At 74.3% G+C, this 25,268-nt stretch carries 18 protein-coding genes; 7 read left to right on the top strand and 11 right to left on the bottom strand.

Features of this window, described 5'->3' with window-relative positions; all coding sequences use genetic code 11:
* Positions 1–40: 40 nt before the first annotated feature.
* Genes ABZ721_RS28755 through ABZ721_RS28740 form a run of 4 tightly spaced genes read right to left on the bottom strand, consistent with a single transcriptional unit; the run spans position 41 to position 4,274 of the window.
* Positions 41–1,327: a beta-ketoacyl synthase N-terminal-like domain-containing protein gene (locus ABZ721_RS28755; protein WP_358791645.1), complete on the bottom strand. Its 1,287-nt coding sequence runs from the start codon at positions 1,325–1,327 to the stop codon at positions 41–43.
* Positions 1,324–2,592, bottom strand: coding sequence for a beta-ketoacyl-[acyl-carrier-protein] synthase family protein (locus ABZ721_RS28750; RefSeq protein ID WP_358791644.1), 1,269 nt, complete (start codon positions 2,590–2,592; stop codon positions 1,324–1,326). Before ABZ721_RS28750 ends, ABZ721_RS28755 begins: the two co-directional genes overlap by 4 nt.
* Positions 2,589–3,029: a cupin domain-containing protein gene (locus tag ABZ721_RS28745; RefSeq protein WP_358791643.1), complete on the bottom strand. Its 441-nt coding sequence runs from the start codon at positions 3,027–3,029 to the stop codon at positions 2,589–2,591. The genes ABZ721_RS28750 and ABZ721_RS28745 overlap by 4 nt, the downstream gene beginning before the upstream one ends.
* A gap of 60 nt (positions 3,030–3,089) precedes the next feature.
* Positions 3,090–4,274, bottom strand: a complete 1,185-nt coding sequence (locus tag ABZ721_RS28740; RefSeq protein ID WP_358791642.1) for a SchA/CurD-like domain-containing protein — start codon at positions 4,272–4,274, stop codon at positions 3,090–3,092.
* Between the two features lie 230 nt (positions 4,275–4,504).
* Here ABZ721_RS28740 and ABZ721_RS28735 point away from each other — a divergent pair, with 230 nt between their 5' ends.
* The 4 genes from ABZ721_RS28735 to ABZ721_RS28720 all read left to right on the top strand — a co-directional run bounded on the left by ABZ721_RS28735 (position 4,505) and on the right by ABZ721_RS28720 (position 9,143).
* Positions 4,505–6,145 (top strand): FAD-dependent monooxygenase, encoded by a 1,641-nt coding sequence (locus tag ABZ721_RS28735; RefSeq protein ID WP_358791641.1) that lies wholly within the window; start codon positions 4,505–4,507, stop codon positions 6,143–6,145.
* Between the two features lie 138 nt (positions 6,146–6,283).
* The gene (locus tag ABZ721_RS28730) at positions 6,284–6,715 is read left to right on the top strand and encodes a hypothetical protein (protein ID WP_358791640.1); all 432 of its coding nucleotides are present in this window, start codon (positions 6,284–6,286) and stop codon (positions 6,713–6,715) included.
* 153 nt (positions 6,716–6,868) lie between these two features.
* On the top strand, positions 6,869–7,555 hold the full coding sequence (locus ABZ721_RS28725) for a class F sortase (protein ID WP_358791639.1): 687 nt from the start codon (positions 6,869–6,871) through the stop codon (positions 7,553–7,555).
* 175 nt (positions 7,556–7,730) lie between these two features.
* Positions 7,731–9,143, top strand: coding sequence for a pyridoxal-phosphate dependent enzyme (locus ABZ721_RS28720; protein WP_358791638.1), 1,413 nt, complete (start codon positions 7,731–7,733; stop codon positions 9,141–9,143).
* Between the two features lie 22 nt (positions 9,144–9,165).
* Here ABZ721_RS28720 and ABZ721_RS28715 read toward each other — a convergent pair whose 3' ends face one another.
* Positions 9,166–9,621 (bottom strand): DUF5990 family protein, encoded by a 456-nt coding sequence (locus ABZ721_RS28715; RefSeq protein WP_358791637.1) that lies wholly within the window; start codon positions 9,619–9,621, stop codon positions 9,166–9,168.
* Between the two features lie 265 nt (positions 9,622–9,886).
* Between ABZ721_RS28715 and ABZ721_RS28710 the strand changes: the two genes are divergently transcribed.
* Complete coding sequence (locus ABZ721_RS28710) at positions 9,887–11,677, top strand: discoidin domain-containing protein (RefSeq protein ID WP_358791636.1); 1,791 nt, start codon at positions 9,887–9,889, stop codon at positions 11,675–11,677.
* Positions 11,678–11,877: 200 nt separating this feature from the next.
* On the opposite strand, the gene ABZ721_RS28705 is transcribed toward ABZ721_RS28710, so the two are convergent.
* From ABZ721_RS28705 to gdhA, 3 genes are all read right to left on the bottom strand, one after another.
* Complete coding sequence (locus tag ABZ721_RS28705; protein ID WP_358791635.1) at positions 11,878–13,428, bottom strand: ATP-dependent DNA ligase; 1,551 nt, start codon at positions 13,426–13,428, stop codon at positions 11,878–11,880.
* Positions 13,429–13,538: 110 nt separating this feature from the next.
* Positions 13,539–14,168, bottom strand: coding sequence for an alpha-ketoglutarate-dependent dioxygenase AlkB (locus ABZ721_RS28700; RefSeq protein WP_358791634.1), 630 nt, complete (start codon positions 14,166–14,168; stop codon positions 13,539–13,541).
* A gap of 67 nt (positions 14,169–14,235) precedes the next feature.
* A complete protein-coding gene (gene gdhA, locus ABZ721_RS28695; RefSeq protein ID WP_358791633.1) occupies positions 14,236–15,567 on the bottom strand; it encodes an NADP-specific glutamate dehydrogenase in 1,332 nt (443 codons plus the stop codon).
* 296 nt (positions 15,568–15,863) lie between these two features.
* On the opposite strand from gdhA, the gene ABZ721_RS28690 reads away from it, so the two are divergent.
* Positions 15,864–16,793: an alpha/beta fold hydrolase gene (locus tag ABZ721_RS28690; protein ID WP_358791632.1), complete on the top strand. Its 930-nt coding sequence runs from the start codon at positions 15,864–15,866 to the stop codon at positions 16,791–16,793.
* Between the two features lie 33 nt (positions 16,794–16,826).
* Here the strand turns inward: ABZ721_RS28690 and ABZ721_RS28685 are convergent, their stop codons facing one another.
* The gene (locus ABZ721_RS28685) at positions 16,827–19,499 is read right to left on the bottom strand and encodes a SpoIIE family protein phosphatase (RefSeq protein ID WP_358791631.1); all 2,673 of its coding nucleotides are present in this window, start codon (positions 19,497–19,499) and stop codon (positions 16,827–16,829) included.
* Positions 19,500–19,614: 115 nt separating this feature from the next.
* Entirely contained in the window at positions 19,615–20,988 is a 1,374-nt protein-coding gene (locus ABZ721_RS28680) for a wax ester/triacylglycerol synthase family O-acyltransferase (RefSeq protein ID WP_358791630.1), read from the bottom strand.
* Between the two features lie 236 nt (positions 20,989–21,224).
* Here ABZ721_RS28680 and ABZ721_RS28675 point away from each other — a divergent pair, with 236 nt between their 5' ends.
* On the top strand, positions 21,225–22,295 hold the full coding sequence (locus tag ABZ721_RS28675; RefSeq protein ID WP_358791629.1) for a M4 family metallopeptidase: 1,071 nt from the start codon (positions 21,225–21,227) through the stop codon (positions 22,293–22,295).
* A 48-nt stretch (positions 22,296–22,343) separates the two neighbouring features.
* Here ABZ721_RS28675 and ABZ721_RS28670 read toward each other — a convergent pair whose 3' ends face one another.
* A complete protein-coding gene (locus ABZ721_RS28670; RefSeq protein WP_358791628.1) occupies positions 22,344–25,220 on the bottom strand; it encodes a glycoside hydrolase family 3 C-terminal domain-containing protein in 2,877 nt (958 codons plus the stop codon).
* Positions 25,221–25,268 lie beyond the last annotated feature (48 nt).

The raw sequence follows: 25,268 nt of genomic DNA, 5'->3' as shown, positions 1-25,268 counted from the left end.
CTTCAGGAAGCAGCGGTCGGGGGGCGGCGGCCGGCGCGCGTCAGCGCCGGTCGTCGGGAACGTGGCGCAGCACCAGGGCGGAGTTGCAGCCCATCAGGCCGCGGCTCAGCACCAGGGCGGTGCGCAGCTCGGCGGCGCGGGGCTCGCCGGTGACGAGGTCCAGGTCGTGGCGGACCTCGGCGATGTTGGGGGTGGGGGGCACCACACCGTGCTCCAGGGCGAGGACCGCGGCGGCCACGTCGAGTGCCGAGGCGGCGGAGTACGCCCGGCCGAAGCCGGTCTTGGGGGCGGTGACGGGGACGTTCGCGGCGTGCGGGCCGAGCGCGTCGGCGATCGCCAGCGCCTCGGCCTGGTCGGCGGCGGGCACGCCGAGGGCGTCGGCGAAGACCACGTCGACCTCCTCGCCGGAGCAGCCCGCCTCGTCCAGCGCGCCCCGGATAGCGCGGGCCAGGCCCTCGCGGGAGTGCTCCCAGCCGGCGGTGCCGGTGAAGGTGGAGGCGTGTCCGGCGACCGCGGCCCGGACGGGGGCGCCGCGGCGGCGCGCCGCGGACTCCTCCTCGACGACGAACATCGCGCCGCCCTCGGCGGGCGAGAAGCCGCAGGCCTCGTCGGTGAAGGGCAGGTAGGCGCGGTGCGGGTCGCGGGCGAGGCTGAGTTCGGGGTAGCCGAGCTGGCAGACGACCGAGTACGGGGCCAGCGGTGCCTCGGTGGCGCCGACGACGACGGCGTCGGTCCCCCGCCGGATCGTGCGGCAGGCGTGCCCGAACGCGTCGAGGCCGCCGGCCTCGTCGTTGGCGAGCACGCCGCAGGGGCCCTGGAAGCCGCCCCGGATGGAGATCTGGCCGGTGCTGGCGGCGTAGAACCAGGCGATGGACTGGTACGGCCCGACGAACTGCGGTCCGTGGCCCCACAGTTGCTGCAGTTCGCCCTGGCCGAACTCGCCGCCGCCGGAGCCGGCCGCGGTCACCACGCCGATGGCGAAGGGCGAGCGCGGGTCGGACGCCAGTTGGGCGTCGCCCAGGGCGAGGTCGGCCGCGGCCATCGCGAAGTGCGTGAAGCGGTCGGTCTGCACCAGGTAGCGGCCCTCGACCAGCAGGGCCGGGTCGAAGCCGGCGACCTCGCCGGCGACCCGCAGCGGCAGGTCGCCGCAGCCTTCGCGGGTGACGGGCCCGAGTACCGACACCCCCTGCTGGACGGCCTTCCAGAAGGCGTCGGTCCCCACGCCGTTCGGTGCGACGACGCCGAGGCCGGTGACCACGGTCCGCCGGCCGGCGGCGGGCCCGTCCGGCGGTATTCGCCGCGCCGGGTCCGTGGCGGTCCGCTTCATGACGGGCTCCTCTCGGCGTGCCCGAGCACCACGGCGGACTGGAAGCCGCCGAAGCCGCTGCCGACCGAGAGCACGGACCGCAGTGGGGCGGCGCGCGCGGTCCGCGGCACGTAGTCGAGATCGCAGTCGGGGTCGGGGGTGTCGTAGTTCGCGGTCGGGGGCACCACGCCGTGCGTCAGCGCCAGGGCGCAGGCGGCGAGTTCGATCGCCCCGATCGCGCCGAGGGAGTGGCCGACCATCGACTTGATCGAGCTCATCGGGACGGTGTGCGCGTGCGCGCCCAGCGAGCGCTTGACGGCGGCCGTCTCGTGCCGGTCGTTCTGCAGGGTGCCCGAGCCGTGCGCGTTGACGTAGTCGATCCCGGTCCGGTCGACGCGGGCCTGGTCGAGCGCCTGGTCGATGGCGTGGGACATCTCCAGTCCCTCTTTGGTGAGACCGGTCATGTGGTAGGCGTTGCCGAAGGTGGCGAAGCCGCGCAGTTCGCAGTAGATCCGGGCGCCGCGGGCGCGGGCGTGCTCCCACTCCTCCAGGAGCAGCACGGCGGCGCCCTCGCCCAGCACGAACCCGTCGCGCTCGGCGTCGAAGGGGCGCGACGCGTGGGCGGGGTCGTCGTTGCGCGTCGACGTCGCCTTGATCGCGTCGAAGCACGCCACGGTGATCGGGGAGATCGGCGAGTCCGCGGCCCCGGCGACGATCACGTCGGCCTTGCCGTCCTGGATGGCGTGGAAGGCGTGGCCCACCGCGTCGAGGCCGGAGGTGCAGCCCGTGGAGACGGTCTGGACCGGGCCCCGCGCGCCGAGGTCCTCGGCCACTTCCGAGGCGAGCGCGCTGGGTGAGAAGGCCCGGTGCAGGTGCGGTCCGGCGCCGTGGGCCGTGACGTCCCAGCGCTTGCCGGAGTCGCTGACGGCGACGTAGTCGTTCTCCAGCCGGGTGGTGCCGCCGACGGCGGAGCCGAGGGAGGCCCCGAACCGCCAGGGGTCCTCGGCGTCCGGGTCGAGCCCGGAGTCCCGGACCGCTTCGCGGGCGGCGACCAGCGCGAACTGGACGTACCGGTCGGCACGCCGCTCGTGCTCGGCGCCCAGACCGCAGGCGGCGGCGTCGAAGTCGACCTCCGCGGCGATCCTGGAGCGGAAGCCCTCGGGGTCGAACAGCGTGATGCCCCGGGTCGCGGTACGCCCGGCGGTGAGCAGGTCCCAGAAGGCCGGTACCCCCACGCCGCCGGGGGCGACGACGCCCAGTCCGGTGACCGCCACCCGGCGGGTCATGTCCGCGCCCCCGCGGGGTCGGGGGGAGCCAGCAGGCCGGCCTGGGCGTGCGTGCTCTCCTCGGTGTCCACGTGGCCCAGTTCCGGGCGGGGCGCGAGCGGACCGAGGTGGAAGACCATGCGGGCCTCGGCGGTGCCCACGTTGCGGAAGCGGTGCCGGACGTCGACGGGGATCAGCAGTCCCTGGTCGGGGCGGAGCGGGTGGCTCACGCCGTCCAGGTCCACTTCGAGCGATCCGCTGACGACGTAGACGAACTCCTCGGAGTACGGGTGGTAGTGCTCGGCGATCCGCTCGCCGGGCTGGATGATCGCCATCCCCATGAAGCCGCTGGTGGCGCCCACGGAGGCGGGGGTCAGGACGGCGCGCAGGTCGCCGCCGCGCCGGGTGTTGGGGCTGGTCTCGTCGAGGTGCACGATGCGTGCCTGCTGGGGTGTCATGGCCGCTCCTTGAGAGGGTGTCGTCCGGCAGTGAGGGGGGCCGGAGAAGCTGAGGGGAGGTCAGACGGCCGGGGACCGGCGGTCGGTGACCAGGTCCATCGGCGGGACGCCGTAGGAGAGCTCGCCGGCGGCGGACGGGTCGCGCTGCTCTCCTGGGTCGAGCAGCCGCGCCAGCTCCGCGGGCATCGCGTCCGCGCCGTCGCGGGCGGGCGCCTGCCGGGCCTCCGCCAGGTCCACGACGCGGACGAGGACGTCGTCGCGGTGGAAGACCGTGCTGCCCGCCAGGCGCTGCCCGGGGTCCGCGGCGGCGGCCGCGTCCAGTTCGGCGAGCAGGCCGGCGGCCGCCTCGCCGCGGCCGGCCCTGACGGGGTAGAAGTACGCGCGGCGGGTGACGCCGTCGTCCGGTCCCGCGGCGGCGCCGGCGGCGTGCGCGCCGGTGACGTGCGCGGTGGCGGGGAGCGCGGCGCGGGCGAAGAAGGCGCGCGCCGACGACCCGTCGGTGAGGTCCCGGGCCTCCTCCAGGTACGGGTTGAGCGCTTCCTCGACGGCCCTGACCTCGGGCTGGGCGGCGACGTGCCGCAGCGCGTTGCCCAGGTCGCCGGTGACCTCGACGGCCCGCACGACGCGGTTGCCGTGCAGGAAGAGCGAGGTGCGCAGCAGCCGCGTGGTGGCGTCGACGCGGGCCTGCGGCGAGCGGTAGCCGGCCAGGATCCCGGCCACGGCGCGCTCGCTGCCGGGCTTGACGGTGAAGGTGATCGCGTGGCGCACGACGCCGCCCGAGCACAGCGGCGGCGCGGGCAGCGGGTCGAGCGCGGCGGCGCGGGGGGCACCCGCCGGGGCGGGACCGGGCCGGGCCGGGGGGCGCTGCGGGCGGGCCGGGGCGGTCTGCGCGGCGAGGGGCTCGGGGGTCTCGCGCGCGATCACGAAGCGCAGCGACGTGGTGTCCGCGACGCAGCCGTGCAGCGGCTCCACCATCTCGCGGTGGGCCGCGCTCTCCACCCAGGCCAGGAAGGGCTCGCTGCTCTCCCACTCGCTGGTGATGAGCCACTGCGACGAGTTCCCGAGCGACTGGCAGAGCTGGTCGCTGACGTGGCCCGGTACTCCGGCCACCTGGTGCCGTATCTCCTCGTACGCCTGCAGGAAGTGCTCCTGCCGGCCTTCGAGGACGTCCAGCAGGAGCACGACGCGCAGGCGCGCCGTATCCGGGGCGGCGTCCGGTATGCGCCGGTCGTCCAGAGTCGTCACCGTGATCGTTCCTCTCCGTCGGGGGGGTAGCGCCTTGCCCTGCGCATATGCGGGGGGCGAGTTCGGGCTACGGCCGATGCTCACACGGCGCGATGGATCGCGCACGGTACGTGAGGCGGGCGAGTGACTTGCCGGTCAAGGCGCGCGCGGCAGGGAAAGAAGGAACGCAGCCGGCGGACGACCGCCGCGCACCCGGGCGGACCCGCCCGGCACGACTCCTGGAGACCCTCATGACGTCGGAGATCGACGAACACGTGCCCGTCCTGATCGTCGGCGGCTCCCTGGTGGGGCTGTCCGCCTCGCTGTTCCTCGGCCGCCTCGGCATCGCGCACGCGCTGGTGGAACGCCATGCGCAGACCTCGCACCATCCGCGCGGCCGCGGCAACAACGTCCGCACCATGGAGCTGTTCCGCACCGCGGGGGTGGAGCCGCTGATCCGCGAGGCCGCCTCGGTGCTGGCGGAGAACCACGGCATCCTGCAGGCCGACACCCTGACCGGCTCGGAGCAGGAGTGGCTGTTCAAGCAGATCGACCCCGGCGGGGCGCTGGCCCGGTTCAGCCCGTCCGGCTGGTGCCTGTGCAGCCAGAACGACCTGGAGCCGGTCCTGCTGCGCGGCGCCCGCGACCTCGGCGGCTCGCTGCGCTTCGGCACCGAGCTGATCTGCGCCGAGCAGGACGCCGACGGCGTCACGGCGGTGGTCAGGTCCCGCGAGTCCGGTGAGGACCGGACGATCCGGGCCGACTACCTGATCGCCGCGGACGGGCCGCGCAGCCCGGTGCGCACGGCGCTCGGCATCGGCATGACCGGGGCCGGCGACCTGTTCCACAACGTGAGCATCACCTTCCGCGCCAAGCGGCTGGCCGACGCGGTCGGCGACCGCCGCTTCATCGTCTGCTACCTGACGAACCCGGAGAGCCCCGGCGCCCTGCTGCCCGTCGACAACGACCAGAACTGGGTCTTCCACGCGCCGTGGCGCCCGGACGACGGCGAGACGCTGGAGGACTTCACCGACGTGCGGTGCGAGGCGCTGATCCGCACCGCGGTCGGGGTGCCCGACCTCGACGTGGAGATCACCGGGAAGGCGCCGTGGCACGCCGCCGAGCGGGTCGCCGAGCGGTACGGCACCGGCCGGATCTTCCTGGCCGGCGACTCGGCGCACGAGATGTCCCCCACCGGGGCGTTCGGCTCCAACACCGGCATCCAGGACGCGCACAACCTCGCCTGGAAGCTCGCCGCCGTGCTGGGCGGCTGGGCGGGCCCCGGGCTGCTGGAGACGTACGACGCCGAGCGGCGGCCGGTGGCGGTGGCCACCGGCGCCCGCGCCTCCACCCGCTCCGCCGAGCACCGCCACCCCGGGTACGACGTCAGCCCCGGCGCCGGCCGCAGGCCCGGCATGCTCGCGGTGGTGCTGGGCTACCGCTACCGCGAGGGAGCCGTCGTGGGCGGGGCGCCCGAGCAGCCGGCCGTCCCGGAGGAGTTCACGCCGCGGGCCGAGCCGGGCGGCCGGGCCCCGCACCTGTGGCTGCGCCAGGACGGGGTCCGCGTCTCCACCCTGGACCTGTACGAGCGGACTCCGGTGCTGCTCAGCGGCCCCGACGGCGACGCCTGGCACGGAGCCGGCCTGAGCATCGCCGGGCGCTCCGGCATCCCGCTGGCCTGCTACCGGGTGGGCCCGGACGAGGACCACGACCTGGTCCCGGAGGACGGGGCCGACTGGGCGGCCCTGCACGGGACGCAGAGTGACGGCGCCGTCCTGGTCCGCCCCGACGGGTTCGTCGCCTGGCGGGCCGCGACCGCGGACCCCCACGCGGAGCGGACGCTGCGCGACGTGCTGGAACGGGTGCTGGACCTGGCTCCCGGCCACGGGTGACGAACCGCCGTGTCACCCGTTGCGCCCTCTCCGGTGGCACATCGCCGCCCGACGACTGACGGTGATGACGTCGCTACTGCGCTTCCCACGGCTGATCCCCTGTCGGCCGGCGCATCCCGCGGCGGAAGGATCCCTCCCATGCGCACTGCCCGCACGCTGCTCGCTGGAGCAACCCTCTCCGCAGTCCTCGCCATAGCCGCCCCGGCCGCCCACGCGGCCACCGGTGCCCACACCGCGTACGACCCGAACTCCTCCTCCAGCGACACCTACTCCTCCACCGAGCAGGGTGCCAAGTCCGAGGACGGCTGGAAGAGCCAGGAAGCCAAGAAGGGCGCCAAGTCCGAGGACGGCTGGAAGGGCCACGAGGCCAAGAAGGACGCCGCCAAGCCCGAGGAGTGGGCGGGCCACGACGAGGCCAAGAAGCCGCACGGCGGCATGCACACCGGCGGTGGCGGCATGGCCCTGTCGGGTGGCGGCCTGGCCGCCGGCTCCGTCCTGCTCCTCGGCGGCCTCGGCGCCGGCGCCTTCGTGCTGCGCCGCCGCAGCACCTCCGGCGGCCTCGCGGTCTGATCCGGCGGTCCGACGATCCGCGCGGACGCCGAACCGCTCTGTCCCGTCGCTGCCACCGTCGTCCCCGTGATGACGGTGGCAGCGACGGTTCCGGGGCCGGTGCGCCGTCCGCGCCGCACGGCTGAGATCCACCGAGTCCACGAAAGGCATCGCATGGCCAACCAGCCCCCGCAGCCCGGCGACCGGGAGGCGAAGCAGGTGTCGGGCGGCGACCCCTCGTCCCGCGTGCTCGTCTGGGCCACCGGCGCGGCCCTGCTCGGCGCCTTCCTCATCTTCAACTCCGTCGACGCCACCGACGCCGCTCCGCCCGCGCCCGCGGCCGCGGCGCGGGCCACCGCCCCCGCGGCGGCCCCGCCCGCCGGCGCCGCCCCGCTCCCCGCCTCGCGCCCGACCCTGCTGACCATCCCCGGCATCGGCGTGAGCGCCCCCTTCACCCCGCTGCACATCGGGAAGTCCGGCAAGCTGGACCCCCCGCCCGCGGACAACAGCAACCTCGTCGGCTGGTACGAGGACGGCCCCTCGCCCGGCGAGAGCGGCAACTCCATCGTCGCCGGCCATGTCGACACCAGGACCGGCCCCGCGGTGTTCTTCCTGCTCGACATGGTCAAGCCGGGCAGCACCGCCGAGATCACCCGCGCCGACGGCACCGTCGCGAAGTTCAAGGTCGACTCCGTCGAGGTCTTCTCCAAGGACCACTTCCCCGACGAGCGCGTCTACGCCGACACCCCCAACGCCCAGCTGCGCATCATCACCTGCGGCGGCGCGTACGACCAGACGAAGAAGGACTACACGGACAACGTCGTCGTCTTCGCGCACCTGGACTCCGCCGACCGCCGCTGACCGGCCGCCGCGACCGCCCCGGGGACCCGGCCCGAGCCGGGTCCCCGGGGCGGTCGCGGTATCGTGCCCTCGCGGGTCCCCGCAGTGGACACCGGCCCCGCGGTGTTGCCGCTGGTCCCCACGCCTGGTGGTTCCGTCGCATCGAGACCACCTGACGAGGGACGAGGTTCCAGGGATGACCGTCTACGAATCGGTCACGGACGCCATCGGCGCGACGCCGCTGTTCCGGCTGGCGCGGCTGGGCGAGGGGATCGCCGCCCCCGTCTACGCCAAGGCGGAGTTCCTCAGCATCGGCGGCAGCGTCAAGGACCGCGCCGCGCTGTCGATGGTGCGGGAGGCCGAGCGGACGGGCGAGCTGCGGCCGGGCGGCACGATCATCGAGGCGACGTCGGGCAACACCGGCATCGGGCTGGCCATCGTCGGACGGCAGCGCGGCTACCGGGTCGTGATCGGGGTCTCCGAACGGGCCGCCCGCGAGAAGAGCGACATCCTGCGGGCCTACGGCGCCGAGGTCGTCCTCGCCCCGACCGCCCTGTCCAAGGACCATCCCGACCACCTCTTCCACGTCGTGCGGCGGCTGGCGGAGGAGATCCCCGGCGCCTGGCTGGCGAACCAGTACGACAACCCGGCCAACCCGGACGCCCACGTGCGGACCACGGGACCGGAGATCTGGGAGCAGACCGGCGGGCGGGTCACGCACTTCGTGGCGGGCGTCGGCACCGGCGGCACCATCAGCGGCACCGGCGGCTTCCTGAAGCAGGCCTCGGGCGGCCGGGTCACCGTCGTCGGCGCCGACCCGGAGGCGTCGGTGTACGCCGGAGGCGACGGCAGCGCCTACTTCGTGGAGAGCATCGGCCACTTCGTCCACCCGGAGACCTCCGAGGACGTCTGGCCCGAGTCGTACCACCACCACGTCGTCGACACGTTCGAACGGGTACCGGACCGGGAGTCGCTGCTGACCGCCCGGCGGATGGCCCGCGAGGAGGGGCTGCTGGTGGGGCCGTCCTCCGGGACCGCGGTGGCCGCGGCGCTGCGGGTGGCGCGCGGGCTGGGCCCCGACGACCTGGTCGTCGTCCTGCTGCCCGACTCGGGCCGCTCCTACCTCTCCTCGGCGCTCAGCGACGACTGGCTGCGTCAGCGCGGCTTCCTGGAGGAGCCGCGGCACGCCGACGACACGGAACCGACCGTGCGCACGGTGCTGGGCGACGCCGCGGACCGGGGCGCGAGCCTGGTCACCGTCGCCTCCACCGCCTCGCTCGGTGAGGCGCTGGAGGTGCTGGACGCCGCGGGCGCCGACGCCGCCCCCGTGCTGCTGGCCCGCGCCGAGCGGCCGTTCGGCGTCAGCGCCGGGGAGATCATCGGTGCCGCCGACGCCGTGGCGCTGCGGGCCGCGCTCGACGCGGGGGCGCGCCCGCAGGAGCCGCTGCGCGGCCACCTCGCCCCGGCGCTGCCGCTCGTCGGCCTCGGCCAGCCGCGCTCCGACGCGCTCGGCTGCCTCGACACCCCGCAGCACCGCCACGACACCGCCGTCGTGCTGGCCGACGGCCGCGCGGTCGGCCTGGTCGGCCGCAAGGCGCTGGAGGGCTGAGCGGCCGCCCCTCGGGCGGCTGTCAGCCGTCCGCCGACCAGGTCACCAGGGGCGGCCGCACCCGTCCGCACAGCGGGCGGCCCTCAGGGGTCGTCAGGCGCAGCCGCGCGGTGAGCCGGCCGCCGCGCACCGCCGCGTCCAGGGTCGGCGGCGGGATGTCGGCGAACATCAGCTTCGCGCGCCGCAGCATGTCGGTGACGCCCGCGGCGTCCACCGTGACCCAGGCCAGGAAGACGAAGCGCCCGCCCAGCCGGTCCTGGACGTAGGGTCCTTCGAGTTCCGTGCCGGTGGCGGTCGCGACGGCGGCGGCCCGCAGGCTCCAGCGGGCCGAGGGCGCGTCGCCGCGGTGCAGCCCCGTCCACTCGCCCGGCCGGTCCTTGCGCTGCACACCGATGTATACGTCCCGGGCGGCGGGAAAGTCCGGGCCCGGCGCGACAGCGCGCCCGGGCAGGTCCGAGGCCTCGATGCGGATCTCCACGCGGTCATCATCCCCTGCCGGAGCACGGTGAGCCGGTCACGTGTCCGCCGGCCTCCCCCGGCGCCGGCCTCCCGCGCCCGGACCTGAGGCCGGGCTCACCCGCGCTCCTCGCGTGTTCAACCCTCGTTCCCAGCAAGCGGGTTGGGGCGATTCCGGTGCTACTTCTTGACGTCGCCGACACCCGGTTGTAAACATCACCCCACCGGGAGAGCGCTCTCATACGTTTCCGGCTCCATCACGGTCCCCCACCCGTTCAGGAGATGCCATGTCAGGCGATCATTCCCTGCCGACGCGCCATCGGTCGGTCCACGGCGGGAGCCGGCCCTACTTCCTCATCACGCTGCTGATCGCGCTGCTGGCGGGGCTGGTCCTCGCCGTGACGCAGCGGCCGGCCGGCGCCGCGGGCTCGCTGCTCTCGCAGGGGAGGCCGGCCACGGCGTCGTCCGCCGAGAACGCCGCGACGTCCGCCGGCGCCGCCGTCGACGGCAACACCGGCACCCGCTGGTCCAGCGCGTTCAGCGACCCGCAGTGGATCCAGGTCGACCTCGGCGCCGCCGCCTCCCTCAGCCAGATCGGGCTGACCTGGGAGGCGGCGTACGCGCGCGCCTTCCAGATCCAGGTCTCCGACACCGGGACCGGCAACTGGACCACGGTCTACTCCACCACCACCGGCACCGGCGGCACCCAGACCCTCGACGTCACCGGAACCGGCCGGTACGTGCGGATGAACGGCACCGCCCGGGCCACCGCCTACGGCTACTCACTCTGGGAGTTCCAGGTCTACGGCGTGCTCACCCCCGGCGGCTGCAACACCGCCGACGCGGCGCTGAACCGTCCGGCGACCGCGTCGTCCACGGAGAACGCCGCGAGCCCGGCGGGCGCCGCGTTCGACGGCAGCACCGCCACCCGCTGGTCCAGCGCGTTCAGCGACCCGCAGTGGATCCAGGTCGACCTCGGCTCGTCGCAGCGGATCTGCCAGGTCGTGCTGCGGTGGGAGGCGGCGTACGCGAGCGGCTTCCAGATCCAGGTCTCGGACAGCGGAACCGGCGGCTGGACCACGGTGTACTCCACCACCACCGGCACCGGCGGCACCCAGACCCTCGACGTCACCGGGACCGGCCGGTACGTGCGGATGAACGGCACGGCGCGGGCCACCGCCTACGGCTACTCGCTGTGGGAGTTCCAAGTCCGCTCCGACTCCCCCGGCACCCCGCCCACCACGCCCCCGACGGACCCCGGTTCGTTCTGGGGCGACACCAGCACCATCCCGCCCGCGCAGAACGTCGTCATGCTCAAGATCCTCAACCGGACCAACGGCACGTACCCGGACAGCCAGGTCTACTGGAGCTACAACGGGCAGGTCCACTCGATCGCCGAGCAGCCGTACTTCGACATGCCCGTCAACTCCGCCGGGCGGATGTACTTCTACGTCGGCACGCCGAACGGCCCGTACTTCGACTTCATCGAGTTCACCGTCGGCGCCAACGTCTTCAACGGCAACACCACCCGCGTCGACGCGTTCGGCCTCAAGCTCGCGATGCGGCTGCACACCCGCGACGGGTACGACGTGGCCGTGGGTGAGGACCAGGCCACCTTCGCCGAGGACCGGTCGGCGACCTTCCAGAAGTTCATCAACGAGGTGCCCGCGCCGTTCAAGGTGCTCGCGCAGTCCCAGGCCCCGTACCGGATCATCGCGCCGGGCAGCGACCCGACGTTCCGGACCGGCGGGGTGAACGCCAACTACTTCACCGCCTACGCCAACTCGGTCGGTGTCAACGCCCCCACCTCCGACGTCTTCGGCTGCGCCGGGACCCTGTCGGAGAGCCCGGGGATGTGCTCGGCGCTCAACCGGCACGTCGCCACGCTGCCGCAGTCGCAGTGGTCGGACCCCGGCCTGTACTACCGGGCGGGGCCGGCGAACTACTACGCGAAGTTCTGGCACGACCACGGCCTCGGCAAGCTGGCGTACGGGTTCCCGTACGACGACTACGCGGGCCAGTCCTCGTTCGTCTCGCACGCCGACCCGCAGTACCTGCTGGTCGCGGTCGGCTGGTAGCCGCACCGCACCGCGCCCGCCGACGGCTGCCGTCGGCGGGCGCGGGCGCGTCCGCCGTCAGCCGTCGCCGAGGACGACCACGCACTCGCGCAGCTCGTAGCTGCTGATCTCGTCCCGGAAGGCGACCGTGGGCGGGGCCGCCATCCGCACCCCCGGCGGCGCACCGTTGGGAGAGGGCCGGCGCGGCCGGTTCCGGACCGTCAGCCGGCGTCCTCCACGCCCTCCTCGGCGGCCAGCGCCCGCACACTGGCGACGGTGTCCGCCTCGGCCGCGGTCTTGTCGTCGCGGTAGCGCAGCACGCGCGCGAAGCGCAGGGCGAGTCCGGCCGGGTAGCGCGGGCTGCGCTGCAGCCCGTCGAAGGCGATCTCGACGACGAGTTCGGGCCGGACGTGCACGACGTACCGGTCGCGGCTCTCCTCCCGCGCCAGCAGCTCGGCGGTCTGCCAGGTGAGCAGCTCGTCGGTCAGCCCCTTGAAGGTCTTGCCGAGCATCACCCAGGGAGCGGGATCGCCCTCCTCGCCGCGCGCCGCGAGGTGCAGGTTGCTCAGCCACCCCTCGCGCCGGCCGTTGCCCCACTCCGCGGCCGTCACCACCAGGTCCAGGGTGTGCCGCGGCTTGACCTTGATCCATCCGGCGCCGCGCCGGCCCGCCGCGTACGGGGCGGCCGGGTCCTTGGCCACCACGCCCTCGTGGCCGCGGGCCAGCGCCCCGCGGAAGAAGGCCGCGGCGTCGTCCGCGTCGCCCGTGACGGTGCGCGGCACCTTGAGCTCCGGCGGCAGCACGCCGTCCAGCTCCGCCCAGCGGCGTTCGGCGGGCAGGTCCAGCAGGTCGGTGCCGTCGCGGTGCAGCAGGTCGAAGAAGAACACGCTCAACGGCACCTGTGCCCGCAACTGCTCGGGGTCCTGCCGCGAGGCGGTGCGGGCGGCGGTGACCTGGAACGGGCGGGGCCGCCCGTCCGGGCCCAGCGCGATGGCCTCGCCGTCGAGCACGGCGGTCCGCACGTCGAGCGCCCGTGCGGCCTCCACCACCTCCGGGACGCGGGGGGTGATGTCGTCCAGGCTCCGGGTGAACACCGAGACGGCGTCGCCGTCCCGGTGCACCTGCACCCGGATGCCGTCGAGCTTCCACTCCAGCGCGGCGGGGCGCACCCGCTCCAGCGCGGCGGCGACGTCGGGGGCCGAGGCGGCGAGCATCGGGCGCACCGGGCGTCCGACCTCCAGCCCGAACGCGCGCAGCGCCGTCTTGCCGCCCGTCAGGGCGGCCGCGGCGACGGCGCGGGCGGAGCCGCGGAACATCAGCGCCCGGCGGACGTCCGCCGCGGGCACCCCGGCCGCCTTGGCGACGGCGTCGGCGACCACCGCGTCCAGCGCTCCCTGCCGCAGCTCGCCGATGAGCACCGCGGCCAGGAACGTCTGCTCCTGGGCGGTGGCGCGGGCGAACAGCTCCTCCAGCAGCCGGCGCCGTTCGCCCTGCGAGCCGGGTCCGTGCACGGCGGCGAGCGCGGCCAGGACGTCCTCGGCCTCGCGCACGCCGAGCTGCGGTCCGGCGGCGGGCGGCGGCAGGTCGCGCAGGCCCGCGGGGCCGACCCCGATCCGCATGCGCCGGGACTCGCCGGACAGCAGGGCGACGGCCGCGGGCAGGTCGTCGGGCCCCAGGCCCCGCAGGTATCCGGCCAGCAGGGCGATCTTCGCGTTGCGGGCGGGTTCGGCGGCGAGGGCCTGGGAGGTGACGGCCAGGTCGTGAAGGAGCATGGGCGGGGCACTCCAGGGCTGGGGCGGTGGGGACTGCGGCTGGCCCATGCGTACCCGCTTTCCGCTCCGTCTCCCGGGGAAGCCTCCCCCGGGGCCCGTCCGCTACCGGTTCAGCGCACCCCGCGCGGCCGGAACTGCACGCTGATCCGCGGTCCCACCGGGCGCGCGGTCTTGGGGATCGCGTGCTCCCAGGCGCGCTGGCAGCTGCCGCCCATCACGACGAGGTCGCCGTGGCCCAGCGGCAGGCGCACCGCGGCCGGGCCGCCGCCGCGCGGGCGCAGCACCAGGTTGCGCGGCGCCCCCACGGAGACGATCGCGACCATGGTGTCCTCGGTGCCGCCGCGGCCGATGGTGTCGCCGTGCCAGGCGACACCATCGCGTCCGTCGCGGTAGTAGCAGAGCCCGGCCGTGGTGAACGGCTCACCGAGCTCGGCGGCGTAGTGCGCGCTCAGCGCCGTGCGGGCGGCGTCGAGCGCCGGGTGCGGCAGCGGGTCGCGGTCGCCGAAGAACGACAGCAGCCGCGGCACGTCCACCGTCCGCTCGTACATGACGCGCTTCTCGGCGTGCCAGGTGACGTCCCGCGCGAGCGCCTCGAAGAGCGCGTCCGCCCCGACGAGCCACTGCGGGAGCACGTCGATCCAGGCGCCGAGCCCGATCTCGGTGCGGCGCAGCCCGGCCAGCGGGCGCGGTGCGATCTCGTCCTCCTGGTCGAAGAGTGAGTTCTGCAGGTGTACGGCCATGGGACCAACCTATACGCATTCGTACACCTGTGCGATTCACGGTGCACCGGGGGGAACGGCGGTCCCGTCAGACGAGACCCTGGGAGAGCATCGCGGAGGCGACCCGCTCGAAGCCCGCGATGTTGGCGCCGGCGACGTAGTCGCCCGGTGCGCCGAAGCGCTCGGCGGTCTCCCAGCAGGTGTCGTGGATGCCGCGCATGATGGTCGCCAGCTCCTCCGCCGTGCGCTCGAACGTCCACGACTCGCGGCCGGAGTTCTGCCGCATCTCCAGCGCGCTGGTCGCCACGCCGCCCGCGTTGGCGGCCTTGCCGGGACCGAAGGCGACTCCGGCGGCGCGCAGCAGCTTCACCGCCTCCGGGGTGGTGGGCATGTTGGCGCCCTCCGAGACGGCCTTCACCCCGTTGCGGATCAGCACGGCGGCCGCGTCCGCGTCGAGCTCGTTCTGCGTCGCCGACGGCAGGGCCACGTCGGCGGGCACGTCCCACACCCGGCCGCCGGCCACGTAGCGGGCCGAAGCGCCGCGCCGCTCCGCGTAGTCGCTGACCCGGCCGCGCTCGACCTCCTTGATCCGCTGCAGCAGTTCGAGGTCGATGCCCTTCTCGTCGACGACATAGCCGCCGGAGTCGGAGCAGGTCAGGACGTTGGCGCCGAGGGCCTGCGCCTTCTCGATGGAGTAGAGGGCGACGTTGCCCGAGCCGGAGACCGTGACCTGCTGGCCGTCGAAGTCCTCGCCGCGCTTCTTCAGCATCTCGGCGGTGAACAGCACGTTGCCGTACCCGGTGGCCTGGGTGCGGGCCTGCGAGCCGCCCCACTCCAGGCCCTTGCCGGTCAGGACGCCCGCCTCCCAGCGGTTGGTGATGCGCTTGTACTGGCCGAAGAGGTAGCCGATCTCCCGGCCGCCGACGCCGATGTCGCCCGCCGGCACGTCCGTGTGCTCCCCCAGGTGGCGGTGGAGCTCGGTCATGAACGACTGGCAGAACCGCATCACTTCACTGTCCGAGCGGCCGCGCGGGTCGAAGTCGCTGCCGCCCTTGCCGCCGCCGATGTTCAGTCCGGTGAGGGCGTTCTTGAAGATCTGCTCGAAGCCGAGGAACTTCACGATGCCCAGGTTCACCGACGGGTGGAAGCGCAGGCCGCCCTTGAACGGCCCCAGCGCGCTGTTGAACTCCACCCGGAAACCCCGGTTGACGTGGATCTCGCCCGCGTCGTCCTGCCACGGCACCCGGAACATCAGCTGGCGCTCCGGTTCGCAGATCCGCTCGACCAGCTTCGCCTCGGCGAACTCCGGACGCGCCGCGAGCAGCGGCGCGAGGGTCTCCAGCACCTCCTGCGTCGCCTGGTGGAACTCGGGCTCGCCCGGGTTCCGCTCTATCAGCTGGGCACGGAAGGAAGGCTTCATATCGGATCCATTCAGGAGCGACTGCCGGGCGGGACTCTGTGCGCTGTGTTCTACGGGCGCGGCGGGCCCGGCGTTCACGGCCGCCCCCGCCGGCTCCGTAGCGACCGATGTTCACACCGAGCCCCGGACGTTCACAAGTACCGCAGGTCACATCAGGGGTTACCTCCGGGTAAGTGTGGAGGGGGCACCGACGACGGCCGCTCGAGACCCCGTCGAGCGGCCGGGACCGCCCCGGCGCGAGGTACCGGGCGCCGGGACCTACCGCCCGGTAGCCTCCGCGGCGGATACTGGCTGCCATGACGACTGCGGCCCACTGGGGCGGAACCAGCCGCTTCGCCGACCTCGGCGGGCAGGTGCACTGGGTCGACTTCGGGGGGCCGCCGGACGCGCCGCGGGTGGTGCTGGTGCACGGGCTCGGCGGGTCGCACCTCAACTGGTGCCTGCTGGCGCCGCTGCTGACCGGCCGGCTACGGGTGGCCGCCGTGGACCTCGCCGGCTTCGGCCTGACGGATCCGGCGGGCCGCGGCACGACGGTCCGGGACAACGTCGCCCTGCTGGACCGCTTCCTGCGGGAGGTCGTCGGGGAGCCCGCGGTGCTGGTGGGCAACTCGATGGGCGGGATGGTCTCGATCCTGCAGGCGGCCGCCGCGCCGGAGACGGCGAGCGGACTCGTCCTGCTCGATCCCGCCCTGCCGCTGCCGCTGGGGGCCCGGCCCGATCCGCTGGTCCTGTCGACGTTCCTGCTCTACTCGGTGCCCCTGCTGGGCGAGCGGCTGCTCGCGCGGGCGCGCGGGTCGGGCACCGCCCCGCAGCAGGTGCGGCGGCTGCTCGCGCTGGTGTGCGCCGACCCGTCGGCGGTGCCCGAGGACCTGGTCGGCGCGTCGGTCGAGCTGGTGCGGCACCGGGCCGGGAAGCCGGGGCTGGACGCCGCCTTCCTCGCCGCGGCCCGCTCGCTGGTGCTGGTGAACGCCCGGCGGAGCGCGTACTTCTCGGCGATGCGGTCGCTGCGGATGCCGGTCTACCTGATGAGCGGGGAGCGCGACCGGCTGGTGCCGGTGGGGGCGGCCCGGGCGGCGGCCGAGCGGCATCCGCACTGGCGCTTCGAGACGTTCCCCGGCGTCGGCCACGTCCCGCAGCTGGAGATACCCGGCGTCATCGCGGGGCGGCTGCTGGCGTGGGCCGACGACGTGCTGCCCGCGGCCGGCCCGGCGCGGCCCGGCGGCTGACGGGCCCGCCGGGACCGGCGCGGCCCCGGCCGGTCACAGCGGCTGCTCGCTCCAGATCACCTTGCCCTCGGCGGTGTAGCGGGTGCCCCAGCGCTCGGCGAACTGGGCGACGAGGAAGAGCCCGCGCCCGCCCTCGTCCATCGTGGCGGCGTAGCGCAGGTGCGGCGAGGTGTCGCTGGTGTCGGACACCTCGCAGATCAGCGCGCGGTCGAGCAGCAGCCGGACCCTGATCGGCGCGGACCCGTAGCGGATGGCGTTGGTGACCAGCTCGCTGAGGATCAGCTCCGTCACGAAGGCGGTCTCGTCCAGCCCCCAGCTCTCCAGCTTCGCGCTCACCGCGGCCCGCACCGCGGACACGGCCGCGGGATCCGACGGGACGTCCCACTCCGCCATCCGCTCGGCGGGCAGCACGCGGGTGCGGGCGACGAGCAGGGCGATGTCGTCCTTCGGGTGGTCCGGCAGGAGGGCGTCCAGCAGCGCCTCGCAGGTCTCCTCCGGGGTCCGGTCGACGTCCTTGAGGGCGGCGCGCAGCCGTTCGAGCCCGTCGTCGATGTCCCGGTCGCGGTCCTCGACGAGCCCGTCGGTGTAGAGCACCAGCCGGCTGCCCTCGGGCAGCCGCACCTCGGCCGTCGCGAACGGCAGGCCGCCGACGCCCAGCGGCGGCCCGGCGGGCAGCTCGGGGAACTCCACCGTCCCGTCCGGGTGGACCAGCGCGGGCGGCGGATGGCCCGCCCGGGCCATGGTGCACAGCCGCGAGACCGGGTCGTAGATCGCGTACAGGCAGGTCGCGCCCGTGACGTCGTCGCCGGAGCCCGCGGCGGTCTGGTCCTGGTCGATCCGGCCGACCAGCTCGTCCAGGTGGCTCAGCACCTCGTCCGGCGGCAGGTCCAGCGTGGAGAAGTTGTGGACCGCGGTGCGCAGCCGCCCCATGGTCGCGGCGGCGTGCAGGCCGTGGCCGACGACGTCGCCCACCACCAGCGCGACCCGGGCGCCCGGCAGCGGGATGACGTCGAACCAGTCGCCGCCGACACCGGCCTGGGCGGGCAGGTAGCGGTACGCGGCCTCGACGGCGTTCTGCTCGGGCAGGCCGTGCGGCAGCAGGCTGTGCTGCAGGGTGACGGCCATGGCGTGCTCGCGGGTGTAGCGGCGCGCGTTGTCGATGCACACCGCCGCGCGGGTGACCAGTTCCTCGGCGAAGGACAGGTCGTCCTCGTCGAAGCGCTCCGGCCGCTCCGAGCGCCAGAACTTGGCGATCCCCAGCAGGACGCCGCGGGCCAGCAGCGGGACCCGGACGACGGAGTGGATGCCGTAGCCGAGGAGCTCGGCGGCGCGCTCGGGGTCCTGCACCTGCCAGTCGGTGGACGACGCGAGGTCGGGGTCGTACATGCCGCGGCCGGTGTCGAGGCTCCAGGCCTGCGGCGTGGAGGGCAGCACCGTGATCGGGCGGCCGACGGGGTAGAACGGGGCGTCGTCCCGGATGCCGCTGACGGCGACCCGCTGCATGGGGGCGCCGACGCTTCCCGAGGGCTCCTCGCCGCGCAGCACGGGCACCGCGAGGTCGACGCTGACGAAGTCGGCGAAGCGGGGGACGGCCACCCGCGTGAGTTCCTGCGCGGTCCGCGACACGTCCAGGCTGGTGCCGATGGCGACGCTGGCGTCGTAGAGCAGCCGCAGCCGCCGGCGGCCCGCCTCGGCCCGGTCCGACAGCGAGTGCAGCTCGGTGGAGTCCCGCAGGGTCGCCACCATGCCGGGCGGGCCGCCGTCGCGGTCGGTGGGCCGTGTGTTCACCACCAGCAGCCGGTCGCCCGCGGGCAGCACCTCGTCGCTCACGGCCCGCTCCGACGTCAGCAGCTCCGCCGCCCGGCCGCCCAGCCCGAGGGCGGTCACCGGCCGGCCCTCGGCGTCCGCCGGCAGGCCGAGCAGCCGGCGCGCCTCGTCGTTGGCGAGCAGCAGCCTGCCGTCCCCGCCGACGATGACCACGCCCTCGCGCACCGCGTGCAGCACCGCGTCGTGGTGCTCGTACATCCGGGTCATCTCGCTGGGTCCCAGGCCGTGCGTCTGGCGGCGCAGCCGTCTGCTGGTGAGCGCGGCGCCGAACGTGGCCAGGCCGAGCGCGAGGGTCGCGGCGCCCAGGATGAGCGGCAGCTGGTCGTTGACGACCCCGCTGACCTTGGTGATGGTGATCCCGGCGGAGACCATGCCGACGACCGTGCCGTCGGTGTCGCGGACCGGGACCACGGCCTGGACGAGCGGTCCTATGGTCCCGACGATCCGCTCGGTGATCACCTCGCCGCGCAGCGCCGGCGCGTAGTTGCCGACGAACTTCTTGCCGATCCGGTCCGGCTTGGGGTGGGTGTAGCGGATCCCGTCGGTGTTCAGCACGACGATGAAGTCCACGCCGGAGCCGATCCGCGAGGCCTCGGCCCGGGGCTGCAGGATCGCGCTCGGGTCCTCGGAGCGCAGGGCCGCCACGATGCCCGGCGAGTTCGCGAAGGTCTGGGCGACGGCGACCGAGCGGTTGCGGGCCTCCTGCGTGCTGTCGTGCCCCGACTCCAGGACCAGTGCCAGCACGGCCGCCATGACCAGCAGCAGCACCACGGCCACCTGCAGCACGAAGACCTGGCCGGCGACGCTGCGTATCCCCCTGATCCACCTGCGTCGGCCGGCCGGCAGGGCGCCCGAGGATCGGACCGTCAACCGGGCCATGGCCTATGTGTACCCCTGTTGACCGCGGTAAGCGAGTGGCCGGAGTGGGTGAGTCCGGTCGCCGGGCCCGCGCAGGGCGCCGCGGCCCGGTCCTGGACGGTGCTCGGGTCAGCGCTCAGGACAGGGCCAGGAGCTCGTCGAAGCCGGCGCGGATGCCGTCCGCGAGCACCTGGATGTCGGGGACGCCGTCGAAGTCGGCGTTGATGCCGAAGGTGATCTGGCCGAGGTAGGAGAAGATCCCGACGCTGATCCGCATGGTGCTGGCGATCGGCACGTACGGGTAGATCTCGGCCAGCCGCCGGCCCAGCAGGTACAGCGGCACGCGGGGGCCGGGAACGTTGGTGGTGACCGTCTGCAGGAACTGCTGCGGGAAGCGCATGGCGGTGCGGGAGCCCAGCGCGAGCAGGGTCGGCGCCGCGAAGTTCGCCATGCCGGTGATCGCCTCCGCCCCGGCCGCCTGGCGGCTGCCCTTGAGGTCGTCCATCTGCTCGCGCACCGCGGCCAGCCGCGCCCGCGGGTCGGGGTCGCTCACCGGCAGGTTCAGCAGGACGGCGCTCACCCGGTTGTCGAGCTTGTTGCGCTGGTCCCGCGAGCGGACCGAGACCGGGACCATCGTGCGGACCACCATGCCCTCGGCCAGCTCGCCGCGGCTCTCCAGCAGGTCGCGGAAGCCGCGGGTGATCGCGGCGAGGATGACGTCGTTGACCGTCCCGCCGGTGACGTTGCGTATCTCCTTGGTCTCCGTCAGGTCCGCGCGCGCCCACACCCAGCGGCGGTGCGGGCCGAGGGGGCCGTTGAGGGAGCCGGCCGCCCGGGTGGTCAGCCGGCGGGCGGTGTCCGGCAGGGAGCCCGCCAGGGCGCGGCCGAAGCCGAGCAGCTCGGAGCCGCTGCGCAGCCGCCGGGCCAGGGCGGGGACGGCGGCCAGGTGTCCCAGCGGGGTCAGCACGGCGTCGCGCACCCCGTCGGCGACGAGGTCGAGCGTGGACGGGCTCGGCTGCGGCGTCCAGGGCTGCGGCTCGGACAGCTCGCTGTCCTTCCGCCAGTCCAGCACCAGCTGCATCATGTCGGTGCCGGCGATGCCGTCGATCATGCAGTGGTGCACCTTGGAGATGAGCGCCCAGCGGCCGCCCTCGAGCCCCTCGACGAGCCACATCTCCCACAGCGGCTTCGTCAGGTCCAGGCGCTGCGCGAAGAGCCTGCCGGCGAGGTTGCGCAGCTGGTCGTCGCCGCCCGGTGAGGGCACCGCGGTGTGGCGCAGGTGGTAGAGGATCTGGAAGTGCTCGTCGTCGACCCAGACGGGCCGGCCCAGGTGCAGCGGCAGGCTCTTGACCCGCTGCCGGTAGCGGGGCACGTCGGGGAGCTTGGAGACCAGCAGCCGGATGACGTCGCCGTACGACGGCACCGGCCCCTCGAACACCAGGACCGATCCCACGTGCATCGGCACGTTCTCGTCCTCGATGAAGTAGAAACCCGCATCCAAGGCGCTCATCCGGTCCACGATCGCAACCGTAGAGGGCACCTCGGGCCCCGTCCAGGGCGCCTGGGATCCGATTCCGGCCGTGCGGCCGTCCTTATCCGGCCTCCTGACCGGCGACAGCGCGCCAATCCTTGACGGGCCCCTGCCAAGAATCGGTTCCGCGCCGCCATGCTTCGTCCCGGCGCCCACCCGGCGCCCCCAACGGCGAGGCGCCACCGCGCCCGCGCAGGCGACAGGAAGGCAGTCAGATGCGACGGAGAATCACCTCGGGGGCCGTCCTCGCGGCCGCGGCGCTGCTGGCGTCGGTGACGGGCGCGGGCACCTCGGCCGCCGACTCCCCCGCCCTCGGCACGGGCTACGGGGTGCACGACGGCAAGGTCCCGCTGACCACGACGAAGACGACGGCCACGTACCTGCTGCAGGACCCGACGCGCGGCAACACCGCCACCGTCAACGGCCGGACCAACGCCCTGCTCACCGACGCCGACAACATCTGGGGCAACGGCTCGCCCAGCAACCTCCAGTCCGCGGGCGTCGACGCCCAGTTCGCCGCCGTCTCGGTGTGGGACTACTTCAAGTACGCGTTCAACCGCCTGGGCGTCAGGAACGACGGCAAGGGCGTCCGCAGCGTCGTGCACTACGGCAACAACTACGCCAACGTCTTCTGGAGCGACGCCTGCGGCTGCGTCAACTACGGCGACGGGTCGGACAACGCCCACCCGCTGACCACCATCGACATCGGCGCCCACGAGATCACCCACGGCCTCACCTCCGCCACCGCCGGGCTCGGCTACAGCGGCGAGGCGGGCGCGCTCAACGAGGGCACCTCCGACATCTTCGCCACCATGGTGGAGTTCTCCGCCGGCATCCCGGCCGACGTGCCGGACTACCTCATCGGCGAGAAGGCGAACCTCAACGGGAACGGCACCCCGCTGCGCTACATGGACCGCCCCTCCCGGGACGGCGCCTCCCCCGACTACTGGTCGACGTCGGTCCCGGGTCTCGACCCGCACCTGGCGTCGGGGATCGCCAACCACTTCTTCTTCCTGCTCGCCGAGGGCAGCGGCCCCCGGGTCATCAACGGGATCTCCTACAACAGCCCCACCGCGGACGGCTCGGTGCTCACCGGCATCGGCCGGAACAGCGCGGCGGCGATCTGGTACCGGGCGCTGACCGTGTACCTGACGTCCAACGCCAACTACCGCTCGGCGCGCACCGCGACCCTCAACGCGGCGCGCGACCTGTACGGGGTGGGCAGCACCCAGGCCGCGGCGGTCGCCGCCGCCTGGACCGGCGTCAACGTGACCGGCCCCGCGTGACGCCGTCCGGGGACGGCGCCACGCCGCGGACCGGCCGCGCGGGCGGGGTCAGGCGCCGCTGACGGTCCAGACGAAGCCGGCCGTGGCGGTCGCTCCGGTGGGACCGGTCGCGGTGACGGAGACGGTGCTGGTGCCCGGGACCGCCGCCGTACCGGAGATCACCCCGGTCCGGCTGATCGCCAGTCCCGCGGGCAGCCCGGTCGCGGTGAAGACCGGGCCGCGCCCGGCCGCTCCGGTGCTCCGGGCCGCGATCGCCAGCCGGACCGGGACCCCGGCCGGGCTGCTCATGCCGTGCGGATTGGCCAGCGTGAGGCTGCCGGCGGCGGTGGCCGTGGCCGTCAGTGTCCGGGCCGACAGCGGGGAGCCGACGGTCAGGGTCCCGGTCAGCGGCAGGTTGCGGGACGAGTCGCCGACCAGGATCCGGTACGCGCCCGGGGCGGTCGTCCAGCCGTCCGCGGTGTCCGACCAGTGCGCCAGGTCGTGCGCGGTGAGGGTGAACCGCACCCGCCGGCTCTCCCCCGGCTGCAGCTCGACCCGCTCGAACCCCTTGAGCTGCCGCACCGGTTCGCCCGTCGCGGCCGGAGCGCCGACGTAGAGCTGGACGATCTCCGCGCCCGCGCGGTCGCCTGAGTTGGTGACGGTCGCGGAGACGGTGGCGCCGCCGCTCGCGTCCGGGGTGCCGACCTGGAGGTCGGAGAAGGCGAACGTCGTGTACGACAGCCCGAACCCGAACGGGAACAGCGGGGTGGCACCGCCCGCGTCGTACCACCGGTAGCCGACCTTCAGGCCCTCGGAGTACCGCACGGTGCCGTCGGTGCCCGGCCACTGGGCGGCGGTGTGCGCGGGCACGTCGGCCAGGCTCGCGGGGAAGGTGACCGGCAGCTTCCCCGACGGGTTGACGTCGCCGAACAGCAGCCCGGCGACCGCGTTGCCGACCTCCTGCCCCGCGTACCACTCCTCCAGCACGGCCTGCACCCCGCCCAGCCACGGCATGGTGACCGCGGAGCCGGTGTTGAGGACCACCACGGTCCGGGGGTTGGCGGCGGCGACCTGCGCCACCAGGTCGTTCTGCGCGGCCGACAGGTCGATGCCCTGGAGGTCGGCGCCCTCCTCCTCCATGTACCCGACGCAGACCACCGCCACGTCGGCGGCGCGGGCCAGGGCGACCGCCGCCGCGACGTCCGTGCCGTCGTCGTACCGGACCGTGGTGCCGGTGCCCGCGATCCGGTTCTGGATCCCGGCCAGCGGCGAGACGGTGCCGGAGCTGGTGACGACGGCGCTGCCGCCGCCCACGCTGCGCACGCCCGCGCCCGCGTCGGGGCCGAGCAGCGCGATCGAGTGCGTCGTCGCCGTCGACAGCGGCAGCAGCCCGGTGTTCTTCAGCAGGACGCTGCCCTGCTCGGCGGTCCGGCGGGCGGTCGTCCGGTGGGCGGCGCTGGTCACCACCGCCGTGGTCGAGCCGGTGCGCTCCTTGTCGAACAGGCCGAAGGCGAACATCTGGGTGAGGATCCGGCTCACCATGGTGTCCAGCGTGGCCTGGGCGACCTTGCCGTCGGCGACGGCCTGGGCGAGGAGGTTGGAGTAGTGGGACCCGCCGGGCATCTCCATCGTCATGCCGCTGTTGGCGGACTCCACGGTGGAGTGTGTCGCACCCCAGTCGCTCGTGACGAAGCCGCCGAAGTCCGCCTGCTCGTACAGGGCGGTGTTCAGCAGGTACGGGTGCTGGCAGTCGTAGGCGCCGTTGACGGTGCTGTAGCCGCACATCACCGAGGCGGCCGCGCCCTTGCCGACCGCGGTCTGGAACCCGGGCAGGTAGATCTCCTGCAGGGTGCGGGTGTCGACGACCGCGTTGTCCTTCGGCCCGTTGCGGTGGGTCTCCTGGTTGTAGACCGCCACGTGCTTGGCCTGCGCCATGACGCCCTGGCTCTGGATGCCCCGGATGTTGGCGACGGCCATCTCGCCGGACAGGTACGGGTCCTCGCTGTACGTCTCGAACGCGCGGCCCCAGCGCGGGTCGCGCACGATGTTGAGCGTCGGGCCGAGGGCCACGTCGGCGCCCTTGCCGGCGAACTCCCGCCCGGCGACGGCGCCGTACTGCTGCTGCAGCGCGGTGTCCCAGGTTGACGCGGACGACACGGCCGAGGGCAGCTGGGTCACGCCGGTCAGACCGCCGCCCACCCCGCCGGGACCGTCGTGCAGGCCCAGCGCGGGGATGCACAGGGACGGGATCGCGGCCAGGTTCCCCACGTACGGCGTCCTGTTGCCGGTGCCGTGCACCATCTGGATCTTCTGCGCCTGCGTCATCCGCGCCATGAGCTGCGTGACGCGGTCGGCCACCGGCGCGGTGGAGCGCACCCAGGGGCACGTGCCGTCGCCGCCGGCCGCCGCTCCGGTGCCGCCGGGGGTCAGCACGCTGAACTCCCAGAGCGAGTAGCCCCATCCGGTGGCGCGCTCCACGCCGGTCAGGCGCACGTAGCGGCCGGTGCCGTGCAGCGTCACCGTCCCCACGCCGCCCCGGCCCGCGGTGGTGTCGTACACGGTGCTCCAGGCGGCGCCGTCGTCGGAGACCTGGATCCGGTACGCCGTCGCGTACGCGGTCTCCCAGGCCAGCTGCGCTCCGCAGACCTCCTGGCGGGAGCCCAGGTCGACCTGGAGCCACTGCGGGTCGGACGCGGCGCTGGACCAGCGGGTGCCCGCGTTGCCGTCGAACGCCGCGGCGGCCGGGGTGTCGGCCCGCTCGGTCGACGAGGCAGCGGCGGGCCGGTTCAGCGCCGCCGTCGTGATCCCGCAGGGGACGGGCTCCGCGGCGGCCCGGGCCGCCGGTCCGGCGGCCGTGGGCACCAGGCCCGCCGACAGGGCGGCGGCGAGCAGGACGGCGAGGTGCCGCGGACGTCCGCGACGGGGCGGGTGGGGAGTGCCTGGCACGGGCGTCTCCTAATGGACCGATTCATCCAGAATGGCGACGCCGAGCCT

Source organism: Streptomyces sp. NPDC006733 (assembly GCF_040636125.1).
Classification (GTDB): domain Bacteria; phylum Actinomycetota; class Actinomycetes; order Streptomycetales; family Streptomycetaceae; genus Actinacidiphila.
This window is presented reverse-complemented; position numbering and strand designations above follow the sequence as displayed.